This window comes from Paracraurococcus lichenis (assembly GCF_030657435.1).
In the GTDB taxonomy this organism is placed as follows: Bacteria; Pseudomonadota; Alphaproteobacteria; order Acetobacterales; family Acetobacteraceae; genus Paracraurococcus; species Paracraurococcus lichenis.
This window is the reverse complement of record NZ_JAUTWS010000028.1, coordinates 59,148-74,602: the sequence shown is the minus strand read 5'-3', so window position 1 is coordinate 74,602 and position 15,455 is coordinate 59,148. Positions and strand designations below refer to the sequence as shown.

The window sequence follows — 15,455 nt, the reverse complement described above, 5'->3', positions numbered from 1 at the left end:
GCAAGGCGCCGACGATCCGCATGCCGGTGGCCACGGCCTCCCGCGCGGTCGCGGCCGTCATTTCCTGTTCCACCCCATAATCAGCCAGCAGTCGGTCGGCCATGAGATGGGTGAGGTCGCGCGAGAGGCTGGCCGGCAAGGGGCCGTCCTTGACGAAGTGCCGGGCGAGCAGGGTGTGCACGCCCGCATGGGTTTCGGCCGCGAGGCCCGCGGTCGCCAGCAGCGCCTGCGCGGCGTGGAAGGCTGCATAATAGGCGTCCGAGGCGGCCCGGGCCGCGAGGCCGGCCCGCAGCAGCACCGCGACGGAGGCGAGGAATTCCGCCGCTTTGCCGAGATGCTCGGCCGGGCCGCCGGGCTTCACCATGGCGCCCGCCAGATCTCGATGCCGTCCCGTGCGACGGCGTCGCGCAGCCCGGTCCGCGGCCCGGGCGGCAGGACGACCGGCGCGAGGGCCAGGTCATGCGCGTCCCGCTCCTCCATCGCCTCCCAGGCCAGGTCGGCGACGAGGCGGTGCAGGGCGTCCCGGTCGGCGCCCTCGCGCAGTTCGATCGCAACGTCCAGATCGGATTGCTCGTCGGACCCGCCCCTGGCCCGGCTGCCGAAGACCCGCACGGCCCTGACCGCCCCCGCGGGCGCCTGGGCCGTCAGGTGCGCGACGAAGGACTGCAGCAGGCGGTCCTCGGCGGGGCTGAGGCGATGCGGCATGGCAATATCATACCATGGTCGGGTGGCCTGGCGACGCCGCGTCACGCCATCGGCGCCGGCACCCCCGCCTCGGCCAGGGCCTTCGCCTGCCGCTCGGCCACCGCCTGCTCCGACAGCCCCTCGATCATCTCCATGAAGAGCCGGTGCCAGTTCATCTCCGCCCGCAGCCGGAGGAAGACGCTGCCGAGGCCGACAGCCGCCCGGTCCATCAGCGGGAACTCGCGCGGGATCTTCACGCCGCCGGTCCGCTTCAGGCCCTGATGCACCTGCTCGGCGATCTTCCGCCCATAGGACATGTCGTCGGAATACTGGATCGGCCGGACCTTGTCCTGCACCAGGGGCTCGTAGAGGAAGGACGCCCAGAGGTTGAGAACCGCCATCGTCTCCTTCGAGAGATTGCGGAAGCCCCAGATCCGGTAGGCCTCCGCCGCCTTCTCGTCGTCATGGTCCCGCACCGCCTCGAAGAGCAGGATGACGCCGCCGACGAAGCTCGGCGGGAAGACCCGGATGGTGCCGAAATCGAAGAGGTTGATGCCCTGCCGGTCCGGCCGCACCTGGTAGTTGCCGAGATGCGGGTCGCCATGGATGACGCCATAGCGGTAGAAGGGCCGGTACCAGGCCCGGAACAGCCCCTCGGCATAGGCCTGCCGCTCCTCCGTCGGCGGGTCCTGCTCCAGCCGCCGGACCAGCGGCGTACCCTCCAGCCAGGTCATGGTCAGCAGGCGGGTGGTGCAGTAATCCTCGATCGGCTTCGGCACCTGCACATGCGGCTGGTCCGCCAGCATGAGGCCGTAGAGGCGCTGGTGCGACGCCTCCCGCAGGTAGTCCAGCTCCTCCCGCAGCCGGTCGCGCAGCTCCTGGTAGACCTCCCCGTTGTCGAGGGCCGTGTCCATACGCTGGTAGAGCTGCATGGCCAGCCTGAGCTGGCGGAGATCGGCCTCCACCACGCTCGGCATATCAGGGTATTGCAGCTTGCAGGCGACCGGCGTGCCGTCCGGCAGCTCCGCCTTGTGCACCTGGCCGAGCGAGGCGGCGGCGGCGGCCTCCTTGCCGAAGCTCCTGAACTTCGCCTCCCAGCCCGGGCCGAGCTCGCCCTGCATGCGGCGGCGGACGAAGGACCAGCCCATGGGCGGGGCATTGGCCTGCAGGGTTGCAAGCTGCTCGGCATATTCCTCGGGCAGGGCATCCGGGACGGTGGAGAGGAACTGCGCCACCTTCATCATCGGGCCCTTCAGCCCGCCCAGGATGCGCTTCAGGTCCTCGGCATGCGCGGACTTGTCGGTCTTGAGGCCGAGGAACCGCTCCCCCGCCACGCGCGCGGCGATGCCGCCCACGGCGCCCGAGGTGCGCACCATCCGCCGCACCTCCCCGAAGAGGGTGCTCTCGCGGTCACTCATGCAGTCTTTTCCAGTTCGTCGATGAAGCCCGAGATCACGTCCAGGCCCCGCTGCCAGAAATGCGGGTCCGATGCGTCGAGGCCAAAGGGCGCCAGCAGCTCCTTGTGGCGCAGGGTGCCGCCCGCCTTCAGCAATTCCAGGTACTTCCGCTCGAAATCCTGCACCTGGCCGTCCCGGTACACGCCATAGAGCGCGTTCACCAGGCAGTCCCCGAAGGCATAGGCATAGACATAGAAGGGGCTGTGCACGAAGTGCGGGATATAAGCCCAGTAGACGCCGTAATCCTCTGTGAAATCGAAGGCCGGCCCCAGGCTCTCGGTCTGCACCTGCATCCAGAGGGCAGCGATCTGCTCGGCCGAGAGCTCGCCCTTCCGGCGCTCGTCATGCAGCAGCGTCTCGAACCGGTAGAAGGCGATCTGCCGGACCACCGTGTTCAGCATGTCCTCGACCTTGCCGGCCAGCATCAGGCGCCGCCGCTTCAGGTCGGTCTCCGCATCCAGCAACCCGCGGAAGGTCAGCATCTCGCCGAACACGCTGGCGGTCTCAGCGAGCGTCAGCGGCGTGCCGGAGAGCAGGTAGCCCTGCTCCCCCGCCAGGATCTGGTGCACGCCATGGCCCAACTCGTGCGCGAGCGTCATCACGTCCCGCGTCTTGCCGTGGTAGTTCAGCAGCAGATAGGGATGCGCCGAGGGCACCGTCGGGTGGGCGAATGCGCCGCTCGCCTTGCCCGGCCGCAGCGCCGCATCGATCCAGGGCCGCTCGAAGAAGCGGCCGCCGATCGCCGCGAGGTCCGGGCTGAAGGCGCGGTAGCTGTCGAGCACGGTCTTCACCGCCTCCGGCCAGGCGATCGACCGGTCCTGCTCCTCCGGCAGCGGGGCGTTGCGGTCCCAGTGCTGCAGCCTGGGCAGGCCCAGCCACTTCGCCTTCATGGCGTAGTAGCGGTGCGACAGGCGCGGATAGCTGGCGCGGACCGCCGTCACCAGCGCGTCCACCACTTCGTCCTCGACCATGTTGCCGCGGTTGCGGGCGCTGCCCGGGCGCGGGTAGCGCCGCCAGGTGTCGAGGATCTCCTTGTCCTTGGCGAGGGTATTGGTGATCAGGCCGAAGAGCCGGATGCGCGAGCCGAAGGCCTCCGAGATGCCCTTCGCCGCCGCCGCCCGCACCGCGCGGTCGCGGTCCGAGAGCCGGTTCAGCGCCGCCGAGACGGTCAGCTCCTCCCCCCCGACCGTCACGGTCATGCCGGCGATGGTCTCGTCAAAGAGGCGGTTCCAGGCGGCGCGGCCCGTCACCTCCTTCTCGTGCAGCAGCTTCTCGAGCTCGTCCGAGAGCTGGTGCGGGCGGAAGACGCGGAGGTCCCGCAGCCAGGGCTGCCATCGCCGCAGCGCCATGCTGCCGGCGAGCTTGCGCTCCAGCTCCGCATCCTCCAGCCGGTTGAGCTCGAGCGTGAAGAACAACAGGTGCGAGGAGATGGTCGTCACCCGCTCCTGCAATGTCTGGAAGAAGCGGCCATTGGCCGGGTCCTGCGCGTCGCCGGCAAAGACGAGCTGGCCGTAGCTCATCGCCCGGCCGAGCACCTCCTCGATCCGCTCGTAATCGGCGACCGCCTCGGCCAGGGTGTCGCCGGGCAGGCCGGCGAGCCGGCCGGAAAACTTCGCGGAAAAGGCCTTGCCATCCTCCTCCGCCCGGTCGAGATCGGCGGCGAGCCGCGGATCCTCGGGCGAGGCATAGAGGTCGGACAGGTCCCAGACCGGCAGCGGCCCGCCGCCGGCGGACCCGCCGGCATCGAGAGGTGCCTGGACAGCCCGGGGGGCCGGCGGAAGACCCGCGCCCGTCGCAGCATCGGCGGCGGTATGGGTCGGGGTCGAAATGGGCTCGGATCGGGTCACATCTCCCCATATAAGGCCGCGCCCGTCGCGGCCAAGCCGGGGCGGTGCGGAGGCAGGGGGTCAGAGGGAGGCCATGTCGCAGACGGAAGCGCTCGCCATGCCGGGCGGAGCGAAGCTTGGGAAGCGGCCGGAGAGCCGCGGGACGAGCGGCTGGACCAGCCTGCCGGGGATGCTCTTTGCGCTCGCGCGAAAGCACCCGAACCGGCCGATGCTGCGGTACTGGCGGGACAATGCCTGGCAGCGCCTGCGCTGGGGCGATTTCGCCGAGCAGGTGGCGCATGTCGCGGCCTGGCTGCGCAGCCGGGGCATCATGCCCGGCGACCGCGTCGCCCTGGTCAGCGAGAGCCGGCCGGAATGGAACGTCGCGGACTGCGCCGTCATGGCGATCGGCGGCGTCACGGTCCCGACCTACACCACCAATACCGTCGCCGACCACGCGCATATCCTGCGGGATTCCGCGGCGCGCGCCGCCATCGTCTCGACCGCCACCCTGGCGAGGCGGGTGGCGGAGGCCGCGGCGCAGACCGGCGGGCTGGACCTGCTGCTCTGCATGGAGGAGGCGCCCGGCCTGCCCGCCCGGACCTGGGCCGAGGCCGCCGCGCATCCCGCTGATGCCGCCCTGCTGATGGCGGAGGCCGAGCAGATCCCGGCCGGGCGGCTCGCCTGCCTGATCTATACCAGCGGCACCGGCGGCACCCCGCGCGGCGTCATGCTGCCGCACCGGGCCATGCTGGCGAACCGGGAGGGGGTGCGGCACCTCATCGAGCGGCTCGACGTCGAGGGCGAGCCCTACCTCTCCTTCCTCCCCCTCTCCCACAGCTACGAGCACACCGTCGGCTGCTTCCTGCTGCCCTCGATGGGCATGGAAGTGGTCTATTCCCGCGGCGCCGAGCGGCTGGCGGCCGAGTTCCAGGAGATCCGCCCCGCCATCGTCACCGCCGTGCCGCGGCTCTTCGAGGTGCTGCGGGCGCGGATGCTGGCGCAGGTCGAGAAGGAGAAGGGCCTGAAGCAGCGGCTCTTCGAGGCGGCGCTGTCGCTCGGCCTGCGGCGGATGGACGGGCCGCCGCCCGGCCTCGGGCAGCGGCTGCTGGACCCCGTCCTCGACCGGCTGGTCCGCGACAAGGTCCGGGCCCGCTTCGGAGGGCGGCTGAAGGCGCTGGTCTCGGGCGGGGCGCGGCTCGACCCCGACCTCTCCGGCTTCTTCATCGCCCTCGGCCTGCCGCTGATCCAGGGCTATGGCCAGAGCGAGGCCGGGCCGGTCATCAGCGTGAACGAGCCCTGGGACAACCGCCGCCACACGGTCGGCCGGCCGCTCGAGGGCGTGCAGGCGGCCATCGCCGGGGACGGGGAGCTGCTGATCAAGGGCGACCTGGTCATGGACGGCTACTGGAACAACCCGGAGGCGACGGCGGCCGCGCTGAGGCCCGGCCCGGACGGCGCGACCTGGCTGCACACCGGCGACGTGGCGCGGATCGAGGACGGGCGCATCGTCGTCACCGACCGCAAGCGGGACTTCATCAAGACCCTCGGCGGCGACATGGTCAGCCCTGCCAAGCTCGAGGGGCTGCTGATGGCCGAGCCCGAGATCGCCCAGGCGGTCGTGGCCGGGGAGGGCCGCCCCGGGATCGTCGCCCTGCTGGTCCCGGCCGAGGGCATGGCGGAGAAGCTGGGCGCGGCCGTCGCGCGGGTGAATGCCAGGCTCTCGACCATCGAGCGCATCCGGCGCTGGATGCCGGCACCGGCCGCCTTCTCCGTGGAGAACGGGCTGCTGACGCCGACCATGAAGGTGAAGCGGCGGCTGGTGATCGAGCGGTACCAGGGCGAGCTTGCCGCCCTCTATCGCTAGGGGGCGCAGGACGCGAGCGGGCCTGGGATTGCGGGACCGGCCCTGCGAGACGCGGCGGCGCCATCCGGCCGGTGTCGGTCGATATCGGGTCCGTGCCGCCGGCCGAGGCGCGCCGGTGACCGGAGCGCCGCATGGCGCGGAAGCCCGCATCGACCCGCCCGACCTGCAAGGCGCGGCTGGCGGCGCCCGCGCGGGGCGCTGACCCCTGGCCTGTTGACCGCTGAGCGGCGCGGGCCCTCCCCCTTTGCGCGGCGGGCATTCCGTGCGATGGCCGGCGCAAGACCAGCTTCAACCGGGAGAACGCCTTGATGCTCGCTCGCCGCACCCTGCTGTTGGGTGCCTCCACGCTGCCGCTCGCCACGCCCGCCCTGGCGCAATCGGGCAGCGACTGGCCGAACCGCCCGGTGCGCGTGGTGGTCCCCTGGCCGCCCGGCGGCTCCACCGACGTGCTGGCGCGCCTCCTCTCGGAGCAGCTCCAGGCCAAGCTCGGCCAGCCCTTCGTGCTGGAGAACCGGCCGGGCGCGAGCGGCAATATCGGCATGGAGGCGATCGCGAAGGCCGCGCCGGACGGCTACACCATGGGGCCGGCGACGATCGCCAACCTCTCCGTCGCGCAGTTCCTCTACGCCAGGCTGCCCTTCGACCCGGAGAAGGACTTCTCCGTCGTCTCCCTGCACTGGGAATTGCCGAATGTCGTGGTGGCGCCGGCGCAGTTCACGCCGCCCGACACGCTGCCCGCCTTCATCGACTGGGCGCGGTCGCGCCGCAACGGCGTCAGCTTCGGCAGCCCGGGCGTCGGCACCACGGCGCATCTCTCGGGCGCCCTGTTCTGCGACCGGCAGAAGATCGACGGCCAGCACGTGCCCTTCCGCGGCGCGGCGCAGATCATCCCGGCCATGCTGGCGGGCGATCTCACCTTCGCCATCGACAACCTGGCCAGCTACATCCCGGTGATCGCCGAGGGGCGGCTGAAGGCCTATGCGGTGACCAGCCCCGAGCGCTGGACGACGCTGCCGAACATCCCGACCATGGCGGAGGCCGGCGTGCCGGACTTCGTCATCACCTCCTGGTGCGCCTGGGTCGGCCCCGCCGGCATGCCAAAGGCGGTGGTGGACAAGGTGAACGCCGCGATGAAGGAAGTCGCGGCCGACCCGGCGATGCAGCGGCGCTTCCTGCAGACCGGCGCGAAATGCACCTGGTCCACGCCGGAGGATGCGGTGGCGCATGCCGCGCGGCAGCGGCCGATGCTGGCGGAGATGGTGAGGATCAGCGGCGCGCGGATGGAATAGGCGCCGCGTCGGGGAGCGGGCGCGGTCCGGCCGCGGCCACCGCAAGCGGTGCCGCTGCGGCACCGACGCGCGGCATGGCGAGCCCGGGATAGCCGGGCCGGCACGCATGCCGAGCGGGCGCGGCCGGCCCCCGGGCATTAGTTGCCGCAGCAGCAACGCCCCTTCGAGGACGGCGGGACGAGGGCAGGCTCATGCGCCAGCATGGTCGCGGATTGGTGTCATCCCGTCCCGCAGGCCAGACCGGGTCAGATCTTCTCCTGCCGCGGCACATTCACCTCGCAGCGCCAGCGGCTGAGGGTGAAGGCGGGATGCTGGGCCAGCCATTGCGCCGCGACCATCTGGCCCTGCGTGGCGCAGGCCATGACGGAGTTGATGTCAGTGACCGGCCGCTCTTCCCGGCACTCGGCGGGGGAGGCGGCGAGGCAAACAACCATGACGAGTTCGATCAAGGCAGAATGTCTTTCCATCAGGGGTAGTCAGGTGACCGATATGGACGCGCTTCCCCCGATGCAGGCATGCCGCCGCTGAGCGGCTGCAACGCCTGCCTAGCACATGGGCCTTCTCACGAACCAGCGATTTCGTATGCGATCATTCACCGCCCAAGCAGACTTTCGCTGCTTGGGCCACACGTCGTGCGGCCCAACCCTTGGAAGCGAAAGCCTGCTGAGGGTCTTGTTGCAGCGCAAACCCCGAGGGGCTTGCTCAGGGGAAGCAGCGCAGCGTCGCCTCCGCCTGCGCGCGCTGCAGCGCCTCCACCTCCGCCCGCGCCTGCGGCGGGTCGCGGAAGGCGCCCGCCCGCTCGCCGAGATTGCCGGCCTGCATGCGCAGGATGGTATCCGCCGCCTCGTAGCGGTCATAGGGCAGTTGCCCGGCGATGGCGTCGATGGCGCAGGCGCAGCGCTCCAGTGCCAGGCGGGTATTGCCGTTCGCCGCCATGCAGCCCAGCACGTAGTCGGCGCGCGCGACGGTCGGGTAGTCATGCGCCGCCGCGAGGCCGGGCAGCAGCAGCGCGGGCAGGAGCAGCCAGCGCGTCACCGCGTCGCCTCCCCGAGCGGCACGGCGGCGAGGAAGGCGATCTCCTCGACCACGCCGCCTTCCGGGACCGCCGTGCGGATCCGGTCGATCCAGCCGGGCACCTCGGGCGACAGGACGAACTGGTAGCGCTTGGCCTGGAAGCGCCCGGCGCGCGGTTCACCCCCGAAGGGCTGCAGCGAAACCTCCCGCGCAGCGACCTGCCGCCCCGCGAGTTCGACGACCGTGTCGGACAGCGCCGCATGGTCCAGCAGGGCGCGGCGAATATGGTTGCGGAACCATTCGGTGCTGCCGCCCGTCGCCGCGCTCAACTCCCGCACGTCGCGGTCCAGCGCGAAGAGCAGCAGGGGATTGCCGCGGAAGCCGTGCACCTGCGGGTAGCGGATGTTGCGCGGGCCGCTCAGGAATTCCGGCGTGATGTCCCGGTGCCCCTCCTCCTCGCCCGCAGTGACGCGCAGGCGGATGGAGTCACGCACGGGCTCGTGCCCCGCCTCTTCACGCAGGAAGGCATAGTCAAGCCGCAGCGGCAACTGCAGGGCGGCAAGGTGCGGCGTCTCGAACAGCAGACGCTGCGCCTCGGAAAGCGGCGGCGTCTGCTGCGCCCGCGCCGCGACGGGCAGGCCGGCGAGCAGGCCGAGCAACGCACGACGTCCACTCATCGCACGGATTCCCGCATCGCCGCTCCCGCTTGCTCTCGTCCCCGGCAAGGCTAGCGTGGCGATTCCACGCGTCCAGCGATGATCGCGGCATGCGCAATATCGAAGTCGTGCGCGGCGGCGCTGCTGCACTGCGCATGTACGACCAAAGAAGGCTTGTACGACCAAAGAAGGACCCAATAGCTTCCGATGCAGACGGCAACGCGCTCATTCGCGCCGCGTTCTGTCTGCCCGGCGGCAAGCGCCACCGGCGAAAAAAGGAACCGTCAAGTTCGGCCCCAAGGCCGACGGAGGAACGACAAGATGTTGCGACGCGCCGCCCTTGCGGTCGCCCTGGCCACAGTGGCCACCGGCGCCTCTGCGAACCCGGAATTGCTGCGCATGCAGCGCGACCCGAACCAATGGGTCATGCCCAACGGCAACTACGCGTCCTGGCGTTACAGCGAGCTGAACCAGATCACCCGCGAGAACGTCGCCAACCTGCGCCCGTCCTGGCAGTTCTCGACCGGCGTGCTGCGCGGGCATGAGGGCGGGCCGCTGGTCGTGGGCGACGTGATGTACATCCACACGCCCTTCCCCAACCGCGTCTTCGCGCTCGACCTCAACAATCCCGGCCGCGTGCTCTGGCGCTACGAGCCGACGCAGGATCCGAGCGTCATCGGCGTGATGTGCTGCGACACGGTGAACCGCGGCCCGGCTTATGCCGACGGCAAGATCATCCTCAGCCAGGCCGACACGACCGTCGTCGCGCTCGACGCCAAGACCGGCAAGGAGGTCTGGAAGGTCAAGAACGGCGACCCGGCCAAGGGCGAGACCGCGACCATGGCGCCCATGGTCTTCGGCGACAAGGTGCTGATCGGCATCTCGGGCGGCGAGTTCGGGATCCGCGGCCATGTCACGGCCTATAGCCTGGCCGACGGCAAGCAGGTCTGGCGCGCCTATTCCATCGGGACGGACGAGGACATCAAGTTCGACCCGCAGAAGACAACGGCGATGGGCCAGCCCGTCGGGGCCAACAGCTCCATCAAGAGCTGGGAAGGCGATCAGTGGAAGATGGGCGGCGGCTCCACCTGGGGCTGGTTCAGCTACGACCCCGACCTGAACCTGGTCTATTACGGCTCCGGCAATCCCGGCACCTGGAACCCGGTGCAGCGGCCGGGCGACAACAAGTGGTCCATGACCATCTTCGCGCGCGATGCCACTACGGGCGTGGCGAAGTGGGTCTACCAGATGACGCCGCATGACGAGTGGGACTACGACGGCATCAACGAGATGGTGCTGGTCGACAACCTGCAGGTCGGCAACCAGCGCGTCGCCAAGGCCCTGGTCCATATGGACCGCAACGGCTTCGGCTATACGCTGGACCGCGAGAACGGCCAGCTCATGGTCGCGCAGAAGTACGATCCGGCGGTGAACTGGGCGACGCATGTGGACATGGAGACCGGCCGGCCCCAGGTGGTCAGCCAGTACTCCACGCGCGCGCAGGGCGAGGACACCAATACCCAGAACATCTGCCCCGCCGCGCTCGGCAGCAAGGACCAGCAGCCTTCCGCCTGGTCGCCGCGCGCCAACCTGCTCTTCGTGCCGACCAACCATGTCTGCATGGACTACGAGCCCTTCCGCGTCTCCTACACCGCGGGCCAGCCCTTCGTCGGCGCGACGCTGTCGATGTATCCGCCGAAGGGCTCGGACAACCTGGGCAACTTCATCGCCTGGAACCCGGCCACCGGGAAGATCGCCTGGTCGAAGCCGGAGCGCTTCTCCGTCTGGTCGGGCGCCCTGGCGACCGCCGGCGACATCGTCTTCTACGGCACGCTCGAGGGCTACCTGAAGGCGGTGGACACGAAGGACGGCAAGGAGCTGTTCAGCTACCGCACCCCGTCCGGCATCATCGGCAACGTCAACACCTTCACCCACAAGGGCAAGCAGTACGTGGCGGTGCTGTCCGGCGTAGGCGGCTGGGCCGGCATCGGCATGGCGGCCGGCCTGCAGGGCGAGCAGGAAGGCCTCGGCGCGGTCGGCGCCTATCGCGCGCTCTCGGACTATACGCAGCTCGGCGGCGTGCTGACCGTCTTCGCCCTGCCGAACTGATCACCCTCGCCTCAGGGCCGGCACCCCCGCGGTGCCGGCCTCCAGGAGTGCTTCGATGAAGATACTGGTTGCCTGCGCACTGGCGCTCGCCGCACTCGCCGGCGCGGCCCGGGCCGCCGACGACTACGAAAGGCCCTACCACGTCGAGGACGGCAAGGTGGACCAGTCCGTCTACAACGGCTACCGGCGCTACGGGAATTCCTGCCTGCAATGCCACGGCCCGGACGGCGCCGGCAGCAGCTACGCGCCGAACCTGATCGAATCCCTCAAGCACCTGACGCATGAGCAGTTCGCCGAGACCGTCATCAACGGCCGGCAGAACGTCAGCACGGCGCAGCAGAACGTCATGCCGTCCTTCGGCCATGTCGAGGATGTCGTCACCTATCTCGACGACATCTATGCCTATCTGAAGGCACGCTCGGACGGCGCCCTGGGCCGTGGCCGCCCGGAGCGGCTGCCGAAGTGAGGATGCGGGCGGCGCTGGCCGCGCTGCTGCTCGCCATGCCGGCGGCGGCGCAGACCGGCGACCTGGTGGCGACGGACGCGCTGCGCGTCTGCGCCGACCCGGCCAACCTGCCCTTCTCCAACGACCGCGGCGAGGGGTTCGAGAACCGCATCGCGACGCTCCTGGCCAGGGCGCTCGACCGCAAGCTCGACTACGTCTTCTTCCCGCAGGTGCAGGGCTTCGTGCGCAACACGCTGCGCGCGGGCCGCTGCGACCTGGTGATGGGGACGGTCGCCGGCGACGAGCTGATGCAGAACACCAATCCCTACTACCACACCACCTATGTCATCGCGTACCGGCGCGACCGCCCGGTGCCGGAGCGGCTGGACGATCCGGCGATGAAGTCGCTCAGGCTCGGCGCCATCGCCCGCACGCCGCCGATCGACCTGCTGCTGCGCAACGGCCTGATCGGCAATGCGCGCTTCTTCCCGCTGGCAGTGGATACGCGGCATGAGAGCCCGGGCGCCGACCTGATGCAGGCGGTCGCCGACGGGGAGCTGGATGCCGCGCTGGTCTGGGGTCCGATCGCCGGTTACCAGGCCAAGGTGAAGGGCCTGCCCATTGCCCTGCGCGCGCTGCCGACGGAGGCCGGCGTGGCGCGCATGGACTTCTTCATCACCATGGGCATCCGCGCGCAGGAGCCGGAATGGCGCCGCCGGATCAACACCGCGATCCGGGACCACCAGGGCGAGATCGACGCCATCCTGCGCGACTACGGCGTGCCGCTGCTGGATGCGGAGGGCCGGCTGCAGCCGCCCTAGGGCAGCTATTCGGGCGGCAGCGCCGCCCGCAGCGCGCGGGCATAGGCGCCGAGGCGGGCTTCCAGCCGCACCGGGACCTCGCAGGCATAGCGCAGGGTGCGCTCGGCCTCCGTATAGGTCTTGGCGGCGAAGGCGTGGCGCTGCTCCAGCTCCTCCCGCGCCTCCGGCGGCGCGGCGCGCAGCTCCGCCTCCAGCCCCCGCACGCGCCCGGCGAGCTCGCGCTGGTGCCGGGCGAAGCGGCGGATCTGCTCGATCACCTGCCCGCGTTGGGCATTCGTCTCCTCGAGCGCACCGGCGAAGGCGAGCGGCAGCAGGCGCCGGCGCCGATCGACGCCGAGCGGCGCGGCGAAGCCCTCGATGGCGGCGACGCCCTCGCGCTCTTCCACCGCGCGCGGGGCGATGCGCCCGACCAGCGTGGCGACGTCCGGCTCGGCGCGCCAGTCGCCCTCCCCGGCCTCCGGCCAGAGCGCGGCGGCGGAGACGACCGGCACCAGGCGCTGCGGGCAGGGCCAGTCCGGGTCCCCTTTCGGCTGGGCCCAGGCGGCCGCCGGCACCAGCAGCGCCAGCGCCAGCCAGCGGGTCACGGCTTCACCACCACGCCCCAGGGCGCCTGCCCCACCGGCACGCTGCGCGTCACGCGCATCGCCGAGACGTCGATGACCGAGAGGTCGTTGCTGACGCCATTGGTGGTATAGAGCCTTTCGCCATCGGCCGAGAGCGCCAGGTTCCAGACGCGCTGCCCGACCAGCAGCAGCTTCTCGACCTTCCGCGTGGCGACGTCGATCACCGCCACCCGGTTGGCCGGGCCGAGCGCGACGAAGAGCTTGCTGCCGTCGCGCGAGAGCACCATGCCGACCGGCTGGATCGCCTCCGCCGGCACGCCGGGGATGGAGAAGCCGACCTGTCCCTGCACCTTCCAATCATCGGCGCCGATCAGCGTCAGCGTCCCGCCGATCTCGGAGGACACCCAGAAGCGCTTGCCATCCGGCTCCCACAGCACGAAGCGCGGCCGCGCGCCGACCAGGACATTGGCGATGATCTTCCCGCTCTCGACCTCGATGACATGCGCCATGTTCGTGGTCTCGGAGGTATTGACCACGAAGCGGCCGTCGGGGCTGATGCCCAGGCCCTCCGGCTCGACGCCCACCGGGATCTCCTGCAGGACGACGCCGCGGGTCAGGTCGACGACCGTGACCATGTTGTCGTCCTCGTTGGCGACGAAGAGCCGCTTGCCGTCCGGGTGCAGCGCCGCCTTCTCCGGATCGGAGCCGCTCGGCAGGCGCCTCACCACCCGCCAGCTCTGCAGGTCGACCACGTCGATCCGGTCGCTGTCGCCGGCGCAGACATAGAGGAAGCGCGCATCCTGCGACAGGACGATGCCCCGCGGCCGCTCGCCGACCTTGATCGTGCGCAGCAGCTTCAGGCTCTCGCCGTCCAGCACGGCGATGGTGTTGTCCTTCTCGTTCGAGACGAGGATGGTCTCCGCCCGCGCCGCGGCCGCGGCGAGGAGGAGGGAGGCGAGGATCAGAAGGCGCGGCATTGGGTCTCCGGCCGGTCGGTGCCGAGGGTATCCAGCTCCGAGACCCGGTGCTGGTAGCCCGGCTGGGGGGAAACCGAGACGAGCGCCCGCGGCCCGGCCAGCAGGATGGGCTGGCGGAGTTGCCCGTCCCAGTCGCGGAAGGAGAGCCGCGCGCCCTTGAAGCCCGCCAGTTCGAATTGCGGGCTGCGCAGGAAGGCCCAGAGGCGCTCGGGGTCCAGGGACTGGTTGCGCGTCGCGCCCTCCCCGACCGCGCGCACCGCCAGCCAGGCGGCGTGGTCGAGCGGCGTCATGACGCGGCCGGTGCGGGCGCGGAAGCGGCGCTGCAACTGGGTCGCGCCCCATTGCTCGTGCACCGGCGACCAGAGTGTCGGGGACAAGCCCTGGGTGCCGGCGATGGGCCGCGGATCGGTGGTGCGCCAGGCGAGGCCGTCGCCCCAGGTATTGGCCTCGTCCGCCACGACCAGCACGTCGTAGCTCGGCGCGCCCTGGGTGAAGCGCGCCGCCTCGGCGGCGATCGACATGTGGCCGGTATCGGTGCGCTGGGCGCCGGGCTCGAAGCTCCAGGGCTTGTCGAGCACGATGCGCAGGGCGAATTTCTTCGCGGCCCGGCGGATCGCCTCGGCATAGGCCTGGTCGCCCGGCAGCGGCCCAGCGGCGAGGAAGACGTTCCGCCAGCGCTTCAGCGCCAGGTACTGCGCCAGCGCATCGGCCAGCATGGCGCGGCTCGGCAGCAGGTGCAGCATGTTGCGGCGGCAATCGGCGTTGCGCAGCGCATCGTCCGGCGCGGCGATGTTCAGCAGCAGCGCCTGCGGCTCAGACGCGGCCTGCAGCAGCACCTCGGCCGGCAGGTCGGCGACCACCAGCCGCAGGCCGGCGCCGAGCAGGCCGCGCAGCGCGTCGAGCGCCTCCTCGGGGTTGTCGGCACGGCGCTCCTCCAGCGCGAATTCCTGGCCGGTGAAGCGACCGGTCGTCGCATTGTCGGCAATGCCGAGCCGCGCGCCGTCCAGCCCCTCATCGGCCGGCGGCGGCTCGATCAGGGTGGAGGCCACCGGCCGCGGCGGACGGAGGGAGAGATAGCCGATCCGCAGCGGCCCGGGCTGCGCCCGCGCCGGGAGGGGCGGTAGCATCGCAGGCAGCAGCGTCGCAGCCAGCAGCGCGCGTCGGGCAATGGCCAATGCGTTCCCTCCCGCGGGCCGGCATCCCGGCGGCCCGTCGCGCGTATCCTGACGGAATGGGCGGGGGCCGCGGAGGATCCATGCACTCAACACGCCGTGCGGCCCTGCCGCTGCTGCTCGCGGCCCTGGCGCCGCCCGCCGCCGCGGCCGAGGCCATCGCCGTCTTCGATGCCGAGCTGATCGATACCTCCGGCGAGGGGCCGCGGCCGGAGCAGCAGCAACGCCTGGCGATGATCACCGCCGAGTTGCGCCAGGGCCTCGCCGGCTCCGGCCGCTACCAGGTGGTGGATGTTGCGCCGCAGCGCGCGCGCCTCGCCGAAGGGCCGGCGCTGCATGGCTGTACGGCCTGCGCGGCCGAGGCGGCCGCGGCGCTCGGCGCCCGGCTCGCCCTCGTCACGGTCGTGCAGAAGGTCAGCAACCTGATCCTCAACATCAACCTCGCGCTAATCGAGGCGCCCTCCAGCGCGCCCCGCGGCGCCTGGAGCGCCGATATCCGCGGCAATACCGACGAGAGTTGGCGGCACGGCACGCGCTGGCTGCTGCGCAACCGGCTGCTGGCCGCGCGCTGAGCC

The 15,455-nt window shown here is 71.0% G+C and carries 16 protein-coding genes; 6 read left to right on the top strand and 10 right to left on the bottom strand.

What is annotated here, in order from left to right:
- The 4 genes from Q7A36_RS24050 to Q7A36_RS24035 form a co-directional block, all read right to left on the bottom strand.
- Nucleotides 1-364, bottom strand: a 364-nt coding sequence (locus tag Q7A36_RS24050) for a HEPN domain-containing protein (RefSeq protein ID WP_305106299.1), incomplete at its 3' end; no start/stop codon positions are given.
- Complete coding sequence (locus Q7A36_RS24045) at nt 358-705, bottom strand: nucleotidyltransferase family protein (protein WP_305106298.1); 348 nt, start codon at nt 703-705, stop codon at nt 358-360. The genes Q7A36_RS24045 and Q7A36_RS24050, both read right to left, overlap by 7 nt.
- 41 nt (nt 706-746) lie before the next feature.
- The gene (locus tag Q7A36_RS24040) at nt 747-2,102 is read right to left on the bottom strand and encodes an ABC1 kinase family protein (protein ID WP_305106297.1); all 1,356 of its coding nucleotides are present in this window, start codon (nt 2,100-2,102) and stop codon (nt 747-749) included.
- Nucleotides 2,099-3,856 carry a M3 family oligoendopeptidase gene (locus Q7A36_RS24035; protein WP_305106301.1) on the bottom strand — a complete coding sequence of 586 codons (1,758 nt, stop codon included), beginning with the start codon at nt 3,854-3,856 and terminating at the stop codon, nt 2,099-2,101. Before Q7A36_RS24035 ends, Q7A36_RS24040 begins: the two co-directional genes overlap by 4 nt.
- A 205-nt stretch (nt 3,857-4,061) precedes the next feature.
- Here Q7A36_RS24035 and Q7A36_RS24030 point away from each other — a divergent pair, with 205 nt between their 5' ends.
- The gene (locus tag Q7A36_RS24030) at nt 4,062-5,834 is read left to right on the top strand and encodes an AMP-dependent synthetase/ligase (RefSeq protein WP_305106296.1); all 1,773 of its coding nucleotides are present in this window, start codon (nt 4,062-4,064) and stop codon (nt 5,832-5,834) included.
- A gap of 308 nt (nt 5,835-6,142) precedes the next feature.
- Nucleotides 6,143-7,123: a Bug family tripartite tricarboxylate transporter substrate binding protein gene (locus tag Q7A36_RS24025; RefSeq protein ID WP_305106295.1), complete on the top strand. Its 981-nt coding sequence runs from the start codon at nt 6,143-6,145 to the stop codon at nt 7,121-7,123.
- Between the two features lie 245 nt (nt 7,124-7,368).
- Here Q7A36_RS24025 and Q7A36_RS24020 read toward each other — a convergent pair whose 3' ends face one another.
- The 3 genes from Q7A36_RS24020 to Q7A36_RS24010 all read right to left on the bottom strand — a co-directional run bounded on the left by Q7A36_RS24020 (nt 7,369) and on the right by Q7A36_RS24010 (nt 8,814).
- Nucleotides 7,369-7,572: a hypothetical protein gene (locus Q7A36_RS24020; RefSeq protein ID WP_305106294.1), complete on the bottom strand. Its 204-nt coding sequence runs from the start codon at nt 7,570-7,572 to the stop codon at nt 7,369-7,371.
- A 253-nt stretch (nt 7,573-7,825) separates the two neighbouring features.
- Nucleotides 7,826-8,158, bottom strand: coding sequence for a hypothetical protein (locus tag Q7A36_RS24015; protein WP_305106293.1), 333 nt, complete (start codon nt 8,156-8,158; stop codon nt 7,826-7,828).
- Nucleotides 8,155-8,814 carry a hypothetical protein gene (locus tag Q7A36_RS24010; RefSeq protein ID WP_305106292.1) on the bottom strand — a complete coding sequence of 220 codons (660 nt, stop codon included), beginning with the start codon at nt 8,812-8,814 and terminating at the stop codon, nt 8,155-8,157. The genes Q7A36_RS24015 and Q7A36_RS24010 overlap by 4 nt, the downstream gene beginning before the upstream one ends.
- 300 nt (nt 8,815-9,114) lie before the next feature.
- Here Q7A36_RS24010 and Q7A36_RS24005 point away from each other — a divergent pair, with 300 nt between their 5' ends.
- From Q7A36_RS24005 to Q7A36_RS23995, 3 genes are read left to right on the top strand one after another with little or no spacing between them, the layout of a single operon-like run.
- Complete coding sequence (locus Q7A36_RS24005) at nt 9,115-10,902, top strand: methanol/ethanol family PQQ-dependent dehydrogenase (RefSeq protein ID WP_305106291.1); 1,788 nt, start codon at nt 9,115-9,117, stop codon at nt 10,900-10,902.
- 55 nt (nt 10,903-10,957) lie between these two features.
- Nucleotides 10,958-11,368: a c-type cytochrome gene (locus Q7A36_RS24000; protein WP_305106290.1), complete on the top strand. Its 411-nt coding sequence runs from the start codon at nt 10,958-10,960 to the stop codon at nt 11,366-11,368.
- 2 nt (nt 11,369-11,370) lie between these two features.
- Complete coding sequence (locus Q7A36_RS23995) at nt 11,371-12,168, top strand: substrate-binding domain-containing protein (protein ID WP_305106289.1); 798 nt, start codon at nt 11,371-11,373, stop codon at nt 12,166-12,168.
- 5 nt (nt 12,169-12,173) lie between these two features.
- Here the strand turns inward: Q7A36_RS23995 and Q7A36_RS23990 are convergent, their stop codons facing one another.
- From Q7A36_RS23990 to Q7A36_RS23980, 3 genes are read right to left on the bottom strand one after another with little or no spacing between them, the layout of a single operon-like run.
- Nucleotides 12,174-12,752: a hypothetical protein gene (locus Q7A36_RS23990; RefSeq protein ID WP_305106288.1), complete on the bottom strand. Its 579-nt coding sequence runs from the start codon at nt 12,750-12,752 to the stop codon at nt 12,174-12,176.
- Nucleotides 12,749-13,708 (bottom strand): PQQ-dependent catabolism-associated beta-propeller protein, encoded by a 960-nt coding sequence (locus Q7A36_RS23985; protein WP_305106287.1) that lies wholly within the window; start codon nt 13,706-13,708, stop codon nt 12,749-12,751. Before Q7A36_RS23985 ends, Q7A36_RS23990 begins: the two co-directional genes overlap by 4 nt.
- Nucleotides 13,693-14,883: an ABC transporter substrate-binding protein gene (locus tag Q7A36_RS23980; protein WP_305106286.1), complete on the bottom strand. Its 1,191-nt coding sequence runs from the start codon at nt 14,881-14,883 to the stop codon at nt 13,693-13,695. Before Q7A36_RS23980 ends, Q7A36_RS23985 begins: the two co-directional genes overlap by 16 nt.
- A gap of 80 nt (nt 14,884-14,963) precedes the next feature.
- Here Q7A36_RS23980 and Q7A36_RS23975 point away from each other — a divergent pair, with 80 nt between their 5' ends.
- On the top strand, nt 14,964-15,452 hold the full coding sequence (locus Q7A36_RS23975) for a DUF3280 domain-containing protein (RefSeq protein ID WP_305106285.1): 489 nt from the start codon (nt 14,964-14,966) through the stop codon (nt 15,450-15,452).
- The last annotated feature ends 3 nt before the right edge of the window (nt 15,453-15,455 follow it).

What these genes read in the sequence shown, in the direction of transcription:
- Q7A36_RS24045 (WP_305106298.1), bottom strand. Translation starts at nt 705, where the DNA reads ATGCCGCATCGCCTCAGCCCCGCCGAGGACCGCCTGCTGCAGTCCTTC.
- Q7A36_RS24040 (WP_305106297.1), bottom strand. Translation starts at nt 2,102, where the DNA reads ATGAGTGACCGCGAGAGCACCCTCTTCGGGGAGGTGCGGCGGATGGTG.
- Q7A36_RS24030 (WP_305106296.1), top strand. Translation starts at nt 4,062, where the DNA reads ATGTCGCAGACGGAAGCGCTCGCCATGCCGGGCGGAGCGAAGCTTGGG.
- Q7A36_RS24025 (WP_305106295.1), top strand. Translation starts at nt 6,143, where the DNA reads ATGCTCGCTCGCCGCACCCTGCTGTTGGGTGCCTCCACGCTGCCGCTC.
- Q7A36_RS24010 (WP_305106292.1), bottom strand. Translation starts at nt 8,814, where the DNA reads ATGAGTGGACGTCGTGCGTTGCTCGGCCTGCTCGCCGGCCTGCCCGTC.
- Q7A36_RS24005 (WP_305106291.1), top strand. Translation starts at nt 9,115, where the DNA reads ATGTTGCGACGCGCCGCCCTTGCGGTCGCCCTGGCCACAGTGGCCACC.
- Q7A36_RS24000 (WP_305106290.1), top strand. Translation starts at nt 10,958, where the DNA reads ATGAAGATACTGGTTGCCTGCGCACTGGCGCTCGCCGCACTCGCCGGC.
- Q7A36_RS23995 (WP_305106289.1), top strand. Translation starts at nt 11,371, where the DNA reads ATGCGGGCGGCGCTGGCCGCGCTGCTGCTCGCCATGCCGGCGGCGGCG.
- Q7A36_RS23985 (WP_305106287.1), bottom strand. Translation starts at nt 13,708, where the DNA reads ATGCCGCGCCTTCTGATCCTCGCCTCCCTCCTCCTCGCCGCGGCCGCG.
- Q7A36_RS23975 (WP_305106285.1), top strand. Translation starts at nt 14,964, where the DNA reads ATGCACTCAACACGCCGTGCGGCCCTGCCGCTGCTGCTCGCGGCCCTG.